At 61.8% G+C, this 14,837-nt stretch carries 13 protein-coding genes and 1 pseudogene; 8 read left to right on the plus strand and 6 right to left on the minus strand.

The annotated features are described in order from the left end of the window. Positions 1–87 precede the first annotated feature (87 nt). Entirely contained in the window at positions 88–1,530 is a 1,443-nt protein-coding gene (locus tag FHT87_RS20125; RefSeq protein WP_183804542.1) for an MFS transporter, read from the plus strand. Positions 1,531–1,614: 84 nt separating this feature from the next. Here FHT87_RS20125 and FHT87_RS20130 read toward each other — a convergent pair whose 3' ends face one another. Then, positions 1,615–3,429, minus strand: coding sequence for a chloride channel protein (locus FHT87_RS20130; RefSeq protein ID WP_183734852.1), 1,815 nt, complete (start codon positions 3,427–3,429; stop codon positions 1,615–1,617). 85 nt (positions 3,430–3,514) lie between these two features. Between FHT87_RS20130 and FHT87_RS20135 the strand changes: the two genes are divergently transcribed. Both FHT87_RS20135 and FHT87_RS20140 read left to right on the plus strand, forming a co-directional pair. After that, positions 3,515–3,961 carry a helix-turn-helix domain-containing protein gene (locus FHT87_RS20135; RefSeq protein WP_183734853.1) on the plus strand — a complete coding sequence of 149 codons (447 nt, stop codon included), beginning with the start codon at positions 3,515–3,517 and terminating at the stop codon, positions 3,959–3,961. 13 nt (positions 3,962–3,974) lie between these two features. Continuing rightward, complete coding sequence (locus tag FHT87_RS20140; protein WP_183734854.1) at positions 3,975–4,430, plus strand: helix-turn-helix domain-containing protein; 456 nt, start codon at positions 3,975–3,977, stop codon at positions 4,428–4,430. A 78-nt stretch (positions 4,431–4,508) separates the two neighbouring features. On the opposite strand, the gene FHT87_RS20145 is transcribed toward FHT87_RS20140, so the two are convergent. The 3 genes from FHT87_RS20145 to FHT87_RS20155 all read right to left on the minus strand — a co-directional run bounded on the left by FHT87_RS20145 (position 4,509) and on the right by FHT87_RS20155 (position 6,271). Further along, positions 4,509–5,087: an OmpA family protein gene (locus FHT87_RS20145; protein ID WP_183804544.1), complete on the minus strand. Its 579-nt coding sequence runs from the start codon at positions 5,085–5,087 to the stop codon at positions 4,509–4,511. 4 nt (positions 5,088–5,091) lie between these two features. Continuing rightward, positions 5,092–5,514 carry a hypothetical protein gene (locus FHT87_RS20150; protein ID WP_183804546.1) on the minus strand — a complete coding sequence of 141 codons (423 nt, stop codon included), beginning with the start codon at positions 5,512–5,514 and terminating at the stop codon, positions 5,092–5,094. Positions 5,515–5,635: 121 nt separating this feature from the next. Continuing rightward, positions 5,636–6,271 carry a LysE family translocator gene (locus tag FHT87_RS20155; protein WP_183804548.1) on the minus strand — a complete coding sequence of 212 codons (636 nt, stop codon included), beginning with the start codon at positions 6,269–6,271 and terminating at the stop codon, positions 5,636–5,638. Between the two features lie 284 nt (positions 6,272–6,555). Here FHT87_RS20155 and FHT87_RS20160 point away from each other — a divergent pair, with 284 nt between their 5' ends. The 3 genes and pseudogenes from FHT87_RS20160 (at position 6,556) to chrA (ending at position 9,612) form a co-directional block, all read left to right on the plus strand. After that, the gene (locus FHT87_RS20160; protein WP_183804550.1) at positions 6,556–8,040 is read left to right on the plus strand and encodes a DUF1254 domain-containing protein; all 1,485 of its coding nucleotides are present in this window, start codon (positions 6,556–6,558) and stop codon (positions 8,038–8,040) included. A 104-nt stretch (positions 8,041–8,144) separates the two neighbouring features. Beyond that, positions 8,145–8,270 (plus strand): annotated as a pseudogene (locus FHT87_RS20165) (EamA/RhaT family transporter); the annotation flags it as partial. Positions 8,271–8,400: 130 nt separating this feature from the next. Next, positions 8,401–9,612 (plus strand): chromate efflux transporter, encoded by a 1,212-nt coding sequence (gene chrA / locus FHT87_RS20170; RefSeq protein WP_183804553.1) that lies wholly within the window; start codon positions 8,401–8,403, stop codon positions 9,610–9,612. 189 nt (positions 9,613–9,801) lie between these two features. Here the strand turns inward: chrA and FHT87_RS20175 are convergent, their stop codons facing one another. Beyond that, the gene (locus FHT87_RS20175; protein WP_246698198.1) at positions 9,802–10,542 is read right to left on the minus strand and encodes an ROK family protein; all 741 of its coding nucleotides are present in this window, start codon (positions 10,540–10,542) and stop codon (positions 9,802–9,804) included. A 162-nt stretch (positions 10,543–10,704) separates the two neighbouring features. Here FHT87_RS20175 and FHT87_RS20180 point away from each other — a divergent pair, with 162 nt between their 5' ends. Further along, complete coding sequence (locus FHT87_RS20180) at positions 10,705–13,128, plus strand: glucan 1,4-alpha-glucosidase (RefSeq protein ID WP_183804556.1); 2,424 nt, start codon at positions 10,705–10,707, stop codon at positions 13,126–13,128. A gap of 21 nt (positions 13,129–13,149) precedes the next feature. Here FHT87_RS20180 and FHT87_RS20185 read toward each other — a convergent pair whose 3' ends face one another. Beyond that, the gene (locus tag FHT87_RS20185) at positions 13,150–14,220 is read right to left on the minus strand and encodes a GGDEF domain-containing protein (RefSeq protein WP_183804569.1); all 1,071 of its coding nucleotides are present in this window, start codon (positions 14,218–14,220) and stop codon (positions 13,150–13,152) included. A gap of 363 nt (positions 14,221–14,583) precedes the next feature. Here FHT87_RS20185 and FHT87_RS20190 point away from each other — a divergent pair, with 363 nt between their 5' ends. Continuing rightward, complete coding sequence (locus FHT87_RS20190) at positions 14,584–14,805, plus strand: hypothetical protein (RefSeq protein WP_183734861.1); 222 nt, start codon at positions 14,584–14,586, stop codon at positions 14,803–14,805. Positions 14,806–14,837: the final 32 nt, after the last annotated feature.

Genomic DNA, 14,837 nt, shown 5'->3' on the forward strand with positions numbered 1-14,837 from the left:
CCGCGTAATTGTCCAATATTCAAGACAGGATATCGTTTTCGTCGCAGGTCCAATCCAGTTCCTGCTTTCCTTCAACCGGAGACGAAAATGACATTGATACAGGGGGAACGCCGGCGCGCAGGAGCAATTTCCTCGCTCGCGGTGCTATTGGCAGGAAACTTCGTCACGATCCTCGATATTTTCATAGTCAACGTTGCGCTCCCCGACATTCAACGGGACCTGCACGCCTCGAATGCCGAATTGCAGATGATCATGGTGGCTTACAGCGTCTCCTATGGCGCAATGCTGCTCAATGGGGCGCGACTGGGCGACTTTTACGGCCGGCGGCGCATGTTTCTCTCCGGCATGGCAATCTTTGCACTGGCGTCCTTGCTGTGCGGCATGGCCTTGTCGCCCTGGAGTCTCATCGTCTCACGGGCACTGCAGGGCATCGGGGCAGCCCTGCTGATGCCGCAGGTCTACGCGTCGCTGCGACTGTTGTTCAATGGCGACGAGCGTCGGCAGGCTTTTGCGGTGATGGGCGCGGTGCAAGGTATCGCAGGCGCAGCCTCGCAACTGCTCGGCGGCGGCCTGATGGCACTCGATGTCGGCAGCCTCGGCTGGCGCCTGATCTTCTTTATTAACCTGCCCATCGCCGCCTATGCCCTCATTGCCGGGAGGTTCATCATTGAAACCAGAGAAGCGACATCGGCAGGGCTCGACCTCACGGGAGCATTGCTCGGCGCCTTGGCCCTCACGGCAGCCCTATTGCCGGCGATGGTGGGGCAAGAACAACATTGGCCATGGTGGGCGATCCTCGGCTTGTTGTCGTCGGTGCCTTTGTTCGCAGCCTTCATCGCCTATGAAAACCGCTTGATGCGGCGCGGCGGCGCTCCCATCATCGATCCCTCGCTGTTCAGGAACGGCGGCGTGGCCCTCAGCATATTGGCGTCGTTTCTGTTTTTCTCGGCGATCAGCTCGTTCTCGCTGTCGCTGACGATTTTCTTGCAGGTCGGCCTTGGCCGGACCCCTTTGCAGGCGGCCATGCTGTTCCTGCCATCCACAATCGCGTTCTTCGCCGGCTCCCTGGTCTCGGCCCCGCTTGCGAAACGGTTGCGGCATCACGCGCCAACGCTAGGTATGGGCATCTTCGGCTTAGGCTTGCTGCTGGCAGTCATTGGCGGCCTTGTCGGCGGAGAGACATCAGCGTTGACTATCTCCGTGATTCTCCAAGGGTTTGGCCAGGGAATTGTCATCCCGCTTCTGCTCAACATGGTTCTAAGCACCGTTACAAATGCCGAAGCCGGGATGGCGTCAGGCGTCTTCAGCACAATACAGACCACAGGTTCGGCTTTCGGCGTGACGATCGTCGGTATGATCCTGTTCGGCATGACCGACGGGAGCGGTTCAGAACCTGGTTCCGCTGTTCGAACTGCCGGCGTCGATGGGTCAGCGTTCGCGGGTGCAACGCTCTATAATTTGGTCGCTGTTACTCTGGGCTTCGTTCTCTTCCGCGCCTTACAAATGGGCAACAATGGACCACGCACATAGGGCGGTCCTGCATCTTGCAGTGAACGGGCTCTCCGCCGTCACGGGCTGACGGCGGCTTTCACCGATATAGCAGGTGCTTGAGCTTCATCTGCGCCCTTCATTTGTCCGGCGCGGTCCGAAATAGGGCCGGCGCTCCGTCTCGGTGGCCCTTAGCTGATAGCGAAGCCGCAGCAGGTCCTTGCGGGCGACGAGGCCGCGCAATTGCCCGTTTTCAGGGTCGACGATCGGAATGCGGCCGGCATCGGTTGCGAGCATCAGATCGGCGACGTAGCCGACCGTATCGTCGGGATGGGCTAACGGCAGCGACGCATCGGAGATGAAATCGCCGAGCATCTGGTCGGTGAGGGTGCCATCCTGCTGCCAGCGCAGCGCATCGCCGCGTGACACCAGTCCCTTCACGATACCCTTGCTATCAACGACGGGATAAACCCGGTGGGTCTTCGGTATGGTGACGAAGAAACTGGTGGCTTCGCCAACCGTCATATCGGCCGGGAACGTATCGACTTGCCTGATCATGATATCGCGGGCGCGGGAGAATTCGAAGGGGTCGATGCCATATTCACGGGTGATGTGCTGGCCGCGGCGGGCGATCTTTTCCGTCAGGATCGAGCGGCGCAGAAGGAGAACCGTGACCGCATAGGCGGAGACGGTTGCCGCCAGCAGCGGCAGCAGCGAAGAGACATCGCCCGTCAGCTCCACGGCGAAAAAGGTGCCGGTCAGCGGCGCGCGCATGGTGCCGCCCATCATGGCGGCCATGCCGAGCAGCGCCCAGAAGCCGGGATCGCCGGGAAGGAAAAGGCCGACCAGCCAGCCGAGCGCGCCGCCGAAGATCAACAGCGGCGCCAGCACGCCACCCGATGTGCCCGATGACAGGGCGACCAGCCAGATCGCTGCCTTGACCAGCAGGATCGTCAGCACGGCGGCCGGCAATATGGAGCTGTTCAGCAAGCCGTCGATGATATCGTAACCGACGCCGAGCGCGCGCGGCTCGATCAGGCCGCCGAGGCCGATGAAGAGGCCCCCGAGCGCCGGGCACCACATCCAGTGGATCGGCAGGGCCTCGAAGAGATCTTCGATCTTGTAGAGCAGCGTCGTCAGGATGCCGGATTGCAGCCCGGCGATGATACCCATGGCAGCGCAGAGCAGGATGCCCCACCAGGGCAGGTCCATATGGAACTGCTTGGGAAAGAGCGGGCCGGCCTGAAACAGGAAGGGACGCCAGCAGATCGATACACAGGCGGCGACCGCGACCGGAATGAAGCTGCGCGGCTTCCATTCAAACAGCAACAGTTCGACGGCGAGCATGATGGCGGCGATCGGCGAGCCGAAGATCGCCGTCATGCCGGCCGCGGCACCCGCGACCAGCAGCGTCTTGCGCTCGGCCGAGCTCAGGTGAAAGCACTGGGCAAAGAGCGAGCCGATCGCGCCGCCCGTCATGATGATCGGGCCTTCCGCGCCGAAGGGGCCGCCGGTGCCGATCGAGATCGCCGATGAGAGTGGCTTCAGGATCGCCACTTTCGGCGACATGCGGCTGCCGCCGATCAGGATCGCTTCGATTGCCTCGGGAATGCCGTGGCCGCGGATCTTTTCGGAACCGAAGCGAGCCATCAACCCGATGACGAGGCCGCCGATGACGGGAATGAGAACTATCCAGACCGAACGCGGCGCCTGCGCCATCGAGACGGCCGCGATGCTGAAGCGGTGAAACCAGACGAGGTTCGTCACCAGCGAGATGAGACTGACCAGTACCCAGGCGGCAAAGGCGCCGCCGGTGCCGACGATCAGCGCCATACCGATGAGAGCAAGAACGCGTTTATCCGTGGTGAAATCGCCGGCCTCGCGGCGGGAGAGGCCACCCATGAAATCATGGGAGCGATGTGGGATTTTCTGGGGAGGCATTGCAGGTCCTGTTGACGGCTTCGTTCCTGCCGCAAATATATCGTAGTACGATACAAATCAACAGACAAAAACAGGAGCTGTAATCATGTCGAACAAAGACCGCGCTCTATCTGAAATCGAATTTGAAGCGCTTGCCAACCTGAGATATAGGATTCGCAAGTTTCGCCAATTCAGCGCAAAGGCCGCCGATAAGCTCGGCCTGACGGGGCAGCAGCATCAGGCGCTTCTGGCGATCAAGGGGCTGGGCATCGGGGACCGGATGAGCCTGTCCGATCTTGCGGACAAGCTTTTTCTGACGCCGGATGAAGCCGCGGAACTGGCGGCGTCGCTGCAGGAGGCCGGCCATGTCACGATCGAAACGAAGCACAAACGCCGGCCGGCCGTGATGTTGACAGCGCAGGCAGAAGAGCTATTGCACCGTCTGACATCAGCCCATCTCTATGAGATCCGCGAGATGGCGCCGGAACTGATGCAGGCACTGCGCATGCTTGGGGATCACCGGCAGATGGAAGTGGCCGCATGGATGCAGTGATCGCAGAGGACGCATGGTGAAGAAGCCGAAAGACGATCTGACGGATGCCGATTACGAGGCGCTGTCGAACCTGCGTTATACGCTGCGTCGGTTCATGGATTTCAGCGCCTCGGCCGCGCAGGAGGAGGGGCTGCCGGCGCAGCAGCATCAAGCGCTGCTTGCGATCCGCGGCTATCGCGGGGAAGACGCCATGACGATCGGCATCCTTGCCGAGCGCCTGCTGATCGCCCCGCATTCGGCGACCGAACTCGTCGGCCGCCTGGTCGCCGCAGGCTATGTCTTGCGCCAGACGGACCCGGCCGACAAGCGGCGGCAGACGCTGGAGCTGACCAAAAAGGCCGACGACATCCTGGAGCGGCTGACGGCCATTCATCTGACCGAAATCCGGGACATGGCGCCGCGGCTCATCGATATCCTGCGGGGTCTACAGGCCGGCGGCGAACTCGATATCAACCCCTGGTCACGCTGACGGTCAGGCCCGTGTGTATTCGCCTGTTTCAGGTGATGGCGGATGCCAGGTCAGCCGGAAGCGCGGCGGATATGTGCCTTAGGGTTTCCGCGTGAAGACACCGAGATTGTAGAGCTGGACGCGCCTGTTACTGGCGGCCTCCGATTTCGAGCCCTCGATCGGGAAATATTCGCCGACACCGACCGCATAGAGACGGCTGGCATCGACGGCAAATGTCGTCGAAAGAATCTCCTTGATCGCTTCGGCCCGCTGCTGGCTGAGGTCGAGATTGTGCTGGTCGGTGCCGGTCGAACTCGTATGGCCGACGACGAGGAACTTGTAGGCCCAGAGGTTCGGATGATGCAGCGCGTCGGCGATCATGCCGAGCGTGCGGTAGGATTCCGGCTCGATGGCGACGGAATCGTTCGCGAAGTCGATCTCTACTACCATCTGCGGCAGGCGCGCGACCTTGCTCCAGTTCGGCAGGCCGGACATCTGTTTTCCGGACCCGTTCATGGCCTCTTGTCTCAGCAGTTCGACGTCGACGATGGGCGCTGCCCCCTGAAGCTTTCCGAGGCCGTTGATGATCCGCTCCTGGGAGACCTGCTGCGCAAGCGCAAGGGCGGGCAAGAGGAGGGCGGCAGCAAAGCCGGCGAGGGCGATTTTTCTGGATATCATGACCTTACCTCCAGCCTGCATTTGATATTGCCTGATTGCACTGGGCACTGATCGTTTTCTGCTTTTTGGCCAGGCATGCGAGAATATAGCCGTCGCCGACGACGCCATTGCAGCGCCGCGCCATGTCGGTGGCGCAGACCTTGCTGTAGGCCGTCTGCGCCTGCTCCCGCTTCTGGATCGATGCCGCGACACTCGCAAGCGTGGATGTGCAGGTTGGCGAAACCTTGCCCGCATTCTGTGCCAGGCAATCGGCGATCCTGTTATTGCCGAGGTTCAGCCCCTTGCAGAGCTTCTTGATATCGGCGCCGCAATCCTTCGCGAGCACGGTGATCGCATCGGCATAGCTGATCGTGTCTGCCTTCGCGGCACCCGTGCAGGCGATGACGACGATCGCCGCCGCGCCAATCAGTCTCCATATTCCAGGCATGCGTAGCCCTCCTGCTGCGGCGCCGGAATGGCGCCCCCTCGGGGCTATTGAATGCAGATCGGGAGAGTTCGGATAAGTACGTTACCGTAAACTCGCTGTAAATCGGCAGGTGAGGGTACTGTTACGTGCTCGCCCGCCGATAGAGCGCCAAGGACCCGGCAAGCGTCAGCAAGGCGCCGCCGCAGATCCGGTCGAGCCAGAGCGCGCCCGATTTCCTGAGCAGCCGGACGGCCTGCGAACCGAGAGCCGCGTAGCCGAACATGACCATGAAATCGATGGCGGCGAAGACGAAGGCGAGCATGGCATATTGCTCGGCCTGCGGACCCGAGGGATCGATGAATTGCGGCAGGAAGGCCGAGAAGAACAGGTAGCCCTTGGGGTTGGTGACGGCGACGAGAAAGCTCTTCAGGAAGATCGTCACCGCGGAAGCGGCTGCGTTTCCGCTTTCAGAGCGCAGCGAGACGTCAAGCGTTCCCTTCGAACGCAGCAACATGACACCCAGGAAGGCGAGGTAGCAGACGCCGACCCATTTGACGACGGTGAACCAGAATTCCGAAGCAGCGAGCAGGGCACCAAGACCCAATGCGACTGCGCCGATCAGCACGAAGTCGGAAAGGACTGCGCCGATCATGCCCGATATCGCCCGGCGCACCCCGAATTTCGAGCCGTTCGTCAGGGCGAGAAGCACGGTCGGGCCGGGCGTGGCGATGCCGATGAATGCCACGAGCGCAAATGCAAGAACCGTCATTTCAGTCATATCGTCCTCCTGCGTGTCAGGAATCGAGTTATGGCATTCACTTGACTTTTGTGGAAGGGCCTTCAAGGAAAGCCAATATCCTGCTCCGGATCGAAGCACAGGCTTATGTATTCCGGCCATTTACGGCGCCGTTTACTGTAACGTACTTCCGGATATACGCCCCTTATGTTTCGCTCGGGTCGCTCAGCAGGTCCCAGTACCTTGGCCATCTTGGCCTCGCCAAAGATGCCCTGTCTCAATCAAGGTCCTGCCGGGTTCTTCATTTCGTTCCGGGGGAAACGCACATGACAATCCAGTTTGGGATCAGACGCCTGTTGCGAACGCCTATATCGTTCATCTTCCTGTCAATTGCTTCGATGGCCATTCCGGCCGCACCTGAGGTCAGGGCCGCTTCCCTGACGGAACAGGAAGCACGTGAGATCGGCATCGAAGCCTATGTCTATTTTTATCCGCTGATATCGATGGACATCACGCGCAAGCAATTGACCAACATGGAACCGAAGGAGGGGGCAATCGGTGGTCCGGCCAACCGGTTCGCCAATATCCGCGCGTTTCCGACGGCGGACATGAGGGCCGTGGTCCGGCCGAATTTCGACACGCTCTATTCGAGCGGCTGGCTCGACCTGACGAAGGAACCGATGGTGGTTACCGCACCGGATACCGGAGGCCGCTATTACCTCCTGCCGATGCTGGACATGTGGACGGATGTGTTCGCCGCGCCGGGCTGGCGAACGACGGGAACGTCGGCCGGAAATTTCCTGATCGCGCCGCCCGGCTGGAGGCCCGATCTTCGCGACAGGTTCGACGAATTCAAGCTGCCTGATGGAACCGAACGGATCGATGCTCCGACGCCCTATGTCTGGATCATCGGCCGCACCAAAACCGATGGCCCTGATGACTACGATGCCGTTCACAAGGTCCAGGACGGCTACAAGATCACCCCGCTGTCGCAGTGGGGCAAAGACGCCAAGCCGGCCAAGGTCAAGATAGACCCTTCCGTCGACATGAAGACGCCGCCGAAGACGCAGGCCGATACGGCTTCGGCGGAAGACTATTTCGCTTACGCTGCCGAACTCCTGAAGCTTCATCCGCCGCACAGCACCGATCAGCCGATCATTGCCCGCATGAAGCGGATCGGCATCGAGCCTGGCAAGAGCTTCGATCTCTCCAAGGCCGATCCTGTCGTCCAGAAAGCGTTGAAGACGGCACCGCAGGATGCGCAGGCGCTCATGGGCTGGAAGGTGAAGACATTGGCACGCGTGGTCAATGGCTGGTCGATGAATACCGACACGATGGGCGTCTATGGCAATTACTACCTGAAACGCGCGATCGTGGCGCAACAGGGACTTGGCGCCAATCTGCCTGAAGACGCCATCTATCCGCTGAACCTTGCGGATGAAACCGGCAGTCCGCTGGATGGACGAAGCAATTACACCATCCATTTCGAAAAGGAGAACATTCCGCCGGTCAACGCTTTCTGGTCGGTCACCCTTTATGACAGTGACGGCTTCCAGGTCGCCAATCCGCTCAATCGTTTCGCGGTCAGCAGCTGGATGCCGTTCCAGTTCAACGCCGACGGCTCGCTCGACCTCTATTTCCAGACCGAAAGTCCCGGCAAGGACAAGGAATGGAACTGGCTGCCGGCGCCGAACGGCCCGTATAATCTGACGATGAGGCTCTATGCGCCGAAGGGCAGCGCGCTGATCGGCAAGTGGAACCCGCCGCCGGTGACGCGTGCGGCTCCAGCGGCTCCGCTCGCTGCCCAGTGACAAGGCCGAGTGCATCCGAGGCTTTGCGGGCGCGCGATGACCCAAGCGCGTCCGGCAAGCCTTTCTTTTCCATCGATAGTTCGTCCCGCATCGAAGCATTCGCCGCGATCGGTATCGTCTTCCTCGGCGAAACGCTGTCATCCACGGCAGGCCTTGGTCTTGCCTGCGTCATGGCTGGTGTCCTCGCGATGACGCTGCCCGCACGAACGCGGATCCGTCAGGCTGCCTGATCCGTACCGCCACAAGATCTGCAACGGCTTATTCGACTGACATCGAAAATCACCTGTTGTCATCGTGCTGTCATTGATGATGAGGATATGGATCGGCACAATGGGGGATATCGGCGTGGATGTAACGGAAATGACTGAGGAAAAGACGGCCGTTCCATCGGCAGGTACGCCTGCGGAGGTTTTCGGCGCCTTCCTGAAGCTTGGCCTCACGTCGTTCGGCGGACCGATCGCGCATCTCGGCTATTTCCGCGACGAGCTCGTGACGCGGCGCAGATGGATCGACGAGAAGGGCTATGCCGATCTCGTCGCCCTCTGTCAGTTTCTTCCCGGTCCCGCATCGAGCCAAGTCGGCTTTGCCATGGGCCTGTTGCGTGGCGGGCCGCTGGGGGCGTTTGCGGCGTGGAGCGCATTCACGCTTCCGTCTGCCCTGATCCTCCTCATCTTCGCGACTGCCGCCACCGCGCTCGACAATCCCGCCGGGCAGGGCCTGCTGCATGGATTGAAGCTCGTCGCCGTGGCGGTCGTGGCACAAGCCGTCTGGGGCATGGCACGATCGCTGACACCCGACAGGCCGCGCGGCGGCATCGCGCTGGCCGCGATTTTCATGGTGATAGCAGGAGGGACGTTCGGCCAGCTCGCAGCCATCGTGCTGGGTGCCGTTTCAGGGCTCGTCCTTTGCCGCGGGGCCGCGGTCGAACAGCGGACAAGTTTCTCGTTCGGAATATCGCGCTCTGCAGGCGTCATCTGCCTGCTGGCGTTCCTGCTCCTGCTGTTCGGATTGCCGCTCATCGCGTCCATCGTGGATTCGCAGGGGTTGCGCCTTTTCGATGCCTTCTATCGCTCGGGTGCGCTGGTGTTCGGTGGCGGACATGTCGTCCTGCCGCTGCTCGAGACAGAGGTCGTGCGGTCGGGCTGGGTTTCGGAAAACGCGTTTCTCGCCGGTTACGGCGTTGCACAGGCGGTCCCCGGTCCGCTCTTTACGTTTTCGGCCTATCTCGGAGCCGTGATGGGGCCGTCTCCCAACGGTGTCGCGGGCGCAGCCATCTCTCTGATCGCTATCTTTCTGCCCGGCTTTCTGCTGCTGCTCGGCACCTTGCCTTTCTGGGACAGGCTCAGCACCTATCCGCTGGCGCAGGCGGCCATGCGTGGAGCAAACGCAGCCGTGGTCGGCGTGCTGGGTGCGGCCCTCTACAATCCGGTATGGACAAGCGCGGTCCTCACATCGACCGATTTTGCCCTTGCCCTGTCCGGCTTCCTTCTGCTGGTCGTCTGGAAGGCGCCGCCATGGATCGTCGTGCTGCTGATGGCAGCAAGTGCGATCCTGCTGCAGCTTTCCGCTTGACGGCTGGAACGAGGCGTGGTTTCGCCGGGGAGCAGCACGCGATGGCCTGCCTCGTGGTCAACGACCAGTGACACCGGCCAGCCGCTGTCTTATCGGATGGGCAGAGCCGAAGCTGGTTTGGAGTTCGACCAGGTCGGTGATCAGCTTCCGGCCCAATGTGGCCGTCAGGCTTGCCCGTTCGGGTGCCGCTCACAGCCGCAGGCTTTCATCCAGCCAGATCCGGAAACCGCCGCGGAAGGCGTTGTCGTTGTTGCCGCGCCGACAATTCGGCGGCAATTCCTTGAGGCGTTCGACATTGCCGCCGCCGATGACGATGTAATCGGGCAGCAGGGCGGCACTCAGGCGATCGGCGACGTCGAAGACGGACTTTCGCCATCTGCCTTTGCCGCGGCCTTCCAGGCCGCGTTCGCCGACATAATCTTCGAATGTCGCCTTCTTGTAGGGCATGTGCGCCAGTTCGAGCGGCATGCAGACGTTTTCGGCGATCATGGCCGAGCCGAGACCGGTGCCGAGGCCGAGGAAGAGCATGCGGCCGGCCTCGTAGCTGCCGATCGCCTGCATCAGCGCGTCGTTGACCATGCGCACGGGCTTGCCGAGGGCTGTCTCGAAATCGAAACCCTTCCATCCCGGCCCGAGGTTGAACGGATCGGCCGCCGGGCGATGAGCGGCGACAGGGCCGGGATAACCCATGGCGACGAGGTCATAGTGCCAGTCGGCGGTGAGATCGCCGAGTGCGTCCACCATCCTGGCCGCCGTCATCTTGGACCCTGAAACAACCGAGCGTCGCTCGCTGCCGCTGCTGAGTTCCGCTTTCACATGCGAGCCGCCGATATCGACGGCGAGCACGATGCGGCTGGCAGATACCGCCGCTTTCGGCTTGCTGCGCTCGCTTGTCTGTTTTGCTTCAGATGCTTCCGTCATGTCAGCCATGCCTGACGCTCCTCCCGGGCAACGCCCGCTTCAGCTCCCCGCGCGATCCTATCCGGCGCAAGATCAGCGGCAACTGTCAAGGGCGGTATATTGCGGATCACTGAATTTCGTCACAGGATGTCGCGCTCGATGAGGAGCACAGCCTGAGCGGAGGAACTGCACTTGGCCTTTCCGACATCGCCACCCGGTTCCGTCGTGCCGCCTGGGGCGCCGGGCATCGAACCCCGCTGGACCTCGAGCGACAAGAGCGCGGTCGGTACATCAGTCAATTCGGCGAGCTGCGTCTGGTTCACGGCGAGCCATGGCATCCTCAACGAGATCTACGCACCACGGCTCGATATGGCCTGCGTGCGCGATTTCGGCTTCATCGTCACGGCGGAGAACTATTTCTCCGAGGAAAAGCGGGATGCCGATCACAGCGTGCAGGCGATCGAAGACGGCGTTCCGGCCTTCCGCCTCGTCAATACCGCCCGCGACGGCCGCTATCGCATCACCAAGACCATCTTTTCGGACCCGGAACGCGAAGTGGTGCTGCAGGACATCCGCTTCGAGGCATTGACGGGTACTCTCTCCGACTACCGGCTGCACGCGCTGATCGCCCCGCATCTCGTCAATGGCGGCGGCGACAACACCGGCTGGTATGCCGATTTCAAGCGCAGGCCGATGCTGTTTGCCGAAGGCTCCGGGCGGGCGCTTGCGGTTGCTGCGTCGGTGCCCTGGCTTGCCCGCTCAGTGGGCTATGTCGGCTTTTCCGACGGCTGGCAGACATTGTCGCGCGGCCAGGGGCTGAGGCAGGAATATTGCCGTGCCACCTCAGGCAATGTCGCGCTGTCAGGCACGCTCGACATCCAGGCAGGCGAGGCCCAAGCTCAGCAGGGAAGGGCGCTGATCGCCATCGGCTTCGGCACGCAGCCGGAGGAGGCAGCCTTGCGCACCCTTCTCAGCCTGGAGCAGGGCGCCGAGCCGGCGCTGAAGCACTATCGCAGCGGCTGGCGGGAGTGGCAGGCCGGCCTGCTTGCGTTGGACGAGCCGCATGATCCTGATAAACTGAACCGCTACCGCGTCAGTACCGGCGTGCTCGCCACCCATCGCGACGATGCCTCGGGTGCCATCATCGCCAGCCTTTCCATCCCCTGGGGTTTCAGCAAGAGCGACGACGACCTTGGCGGTTATCACCTGGTCTGGACGCGCGACCTGGTGGAGACGGCGGGCGGCCTGCTTGCCGCAGGCGCTACCGCTGACGCGCGCTCCGTGCTCGACTATCTCGCTGTCATCCAGGAGGCGGACGGCCATTGGGTGCAGAATGCATGGCTCGATGGAAGGCCCTACTGGTACGGCATCCAGATGGACGAGACGGCCTTTCCGATCCTGCTCTACGACATGCTGCTGCGATCGGGCGCGGTCAGCGCCTCGGAGGCCAGCCGCTATCTGCCCATGATCGAGGCGGCAGCGGGCTACATCGTTCGGAATGGTCCTGCTACGCAGGAGGACCGCTGGGAGGAAGATGCCGGCTACTCGCCCTTCACGCTCGCCGTCGAAATTGCCGGTCTGCTTGCAGCTGCCGATGCGGTGGAAGCCGCCGGGCGGCTGGATGCGGCGCGCTATCTGCGCGAGGTGGCCGATGGCTGGAACGAGCGCATCGAGGAATGGACCTACGCCAGCGATACGGACCTGTCGCGCAGCCTCGGCATCGAGGGCTATTACGTGCGCATCGCCTCGGCCACGGATGGCAGCCTGTCACTGAGGCGCGACTTCATTCCGATCCGCAATCGCGACGATGGCGAGGAGGTGCTGGAAGCGGACCTGCTGATCAGCCCGGATGCGCTGGCGCTGGTGCGCTTTGGCCTGAGGGCCGCCGACGATCCGCGCATCATCGGCACGGTCGCGGCGATCGATGCGCAATTGCGCCGCGACCTTCCGGCCGGTCCCTACTGGTATCGCTACAATGACGACGGCTATGGCGAGCGCATTGGCGGCGCGCCCTTTGCCGGCAGCGGTGTCGGCAGGCTCTGGCCGCTGCTGACAGGCGAGCGCGCTCATTACGAACTGGCCGCCGGACGTGCGGACGAAGCGCGGCGCATGCTCGCCGCGCTCGAAGCCTCGGCGAGCCAGGGCGGGCTCTTGCCCGAGCAGATCTGGGACAGCGAGGACGTGCCGGAACGCGAGCTTTTCCTCGGCCGCCCCTCCGGCAGCGCCATGCCGCTGGTCTGGGCGCATGCCGAACATATCAAGCTGCTGCGGTCGCTGCGCGACGGCGTGATCTTCGACAGGCCGCCACAGACTTTTGCCCGCTATGTCGCAGCCAAGCCGGCGCCGGCGCCGTTTTCCTGGCGGCTGACGGCCCGGCGCGACCAGATTCCGGCGGGCCGTGAGCTGCGCATCGAACTGCCGTCACCCGCGCGCGTACGCTGGTCCACCGACGGCTGGACAAGCGCCACCGACAGCCCGTGCCGCGACACCGGCTTCGGCATGCATGTCTTCGACCTGCCGACGCGGACGCTCGGCCCCGCCAGTGTCGACTTCACGATCTTCTGGACGGATATACAGCGCTGGGAAGGCACGGATTTCCGGATCGAGGTAGTGTGAGGGGGCGGACGGCCCTCGATATCAGGATTTATAGATCAGCCAGCTCTTGGTGAATTCCTTCTGCATGCCCTCCTCATAGACGACGGTGCAGTTGCGGCCGGCGTTCTTGGCGCTGTAGAGGGCGATATCGCTCTTGGAATAGAGCTCACCGGCATCGCCGGCGTGCGAGGCCATGCAGATGCCGATGGAGACGGTGACCGGGCCATAATTGACGCGGGTGCGGGAATTCTTGAAGGGGGTGGACTCCAGCGTTCGGCGAATGCGCTCGGCGATGGCAGTCACTTCGTCCAGCGTGTTGCCGTCGATGATGAGGGCGAATTCCTCGCCGCCGGTGCGGGCGACGAAGACGTCGCGGCGTACATTGGTGCGGATGACGGACGCGACCGTCGCCAGAACCTTGTCACCGACCGGGTGACCATAGGTGTCATTGATCTTCTTGAAATTGTCGATGTCGGCAAGCAGCAACGCCGTGACCGGGCGCAGCGCCGGATTATTGAAGACGGCGGCCAGCCGGTCGTCGAAGGCGCGGCGGTTGGACAGGCGCGTCAGCGAGTCCGTATTGGCGATGCGCTTGTATTCATCAAGTTCCTTGCGGACCTCATCCATCTCCTGCGAGCGCTGAACCATGTCTTCGACGGTCTTTTCGCCGTGGGAGATCGTATCGCCGGTCGCCTGGGTCAGAAGTTCGATAGCGTTTTCGATGAGGTCGGCGCTGCTCGTGCTCTTGGAATTGATGCGCTTGCAGGTCTCGTTGAGCAGCCGGTTATAGCTTTCAAGCGATGTCTGCTCCTGGCGCAGCACCCTCAGCAGGCCCTCCAGTTCGCCGGCGATGCGGCTATGCGCATCATCGAAGATCCTGGCTGGCGCCGTGTGGGCGCAGTGCTGGGCGCCGAGCGCATCGATCTCCGCCTGCGTCGCCTGGCTGCCGAGGGCGGCAAGGTCGCGGGTGAGCGCCGGATTGGAGCCGATATAGGCCTCATAGAAGAGTTCGTAATTGCGAGGAATTGGCGCAACGCCCATGGAGCGCATGGCATAGGTGATCTGACCTGCCACATCGGGAACCTGCACCTTGGGCGCAACGGCCGTATTCATCCGGCAACTCCTCATCCAATTCTTAAGCAATCTTCTACTTGTTAGCTTAGATTTCTTGGGAAAAGATTAAAGCGACATATACCAAAGATTACATACGATAAGTTTGATGGGCATCAATACTATGATCAGCCCTATGATTTTTCTCAGGATTTTGTAAGTTCGACTGCGAAAGAGACACCTCTTATGCGCGAGGTGCCCCAAAAAAGTTCAGTTGTTTTCTCTTTTTAGGGATTGTTTTTGTTTTGTTGACGGTCGGTGTCTGTTCTCTAATCTACTGGCGGGCAGGGCGAAATGACAGATTTTATCTCAGGAAACCTGATGTACGGGGACCGGATCGCGGTCCATCGTCGAAGGCATGAGATCATGCAGTCGTCTCGTCATACTTCGCCCACCATTCTCGCGCTCGCCATTCTCGCCGGCGGCGCTTTCCTGTTGCAGCAGAGCGGCTTCTTCAACGGCATCTTCAGCACCGATATCCTCGCCAGCGTGAAGGCGGGGGATATTCTCAACGCATCCGATATCGCCGCCATGGAGAAACCGGCAGCGGCCAATATCGATACGTCTGAGACAGCTTCGGTGCGGTAGAGCGTTCGCTTTTGAGGGCTTGCCGTGCGCGC

The organism is Rhizobium sp. BK316, assembly GCF_014193695.1.
GTDB lineage: Bacteria > Pseudomonadota > Alphaproteobacteria > Rhizobiales > Rhizobiaceae > Rhizobium.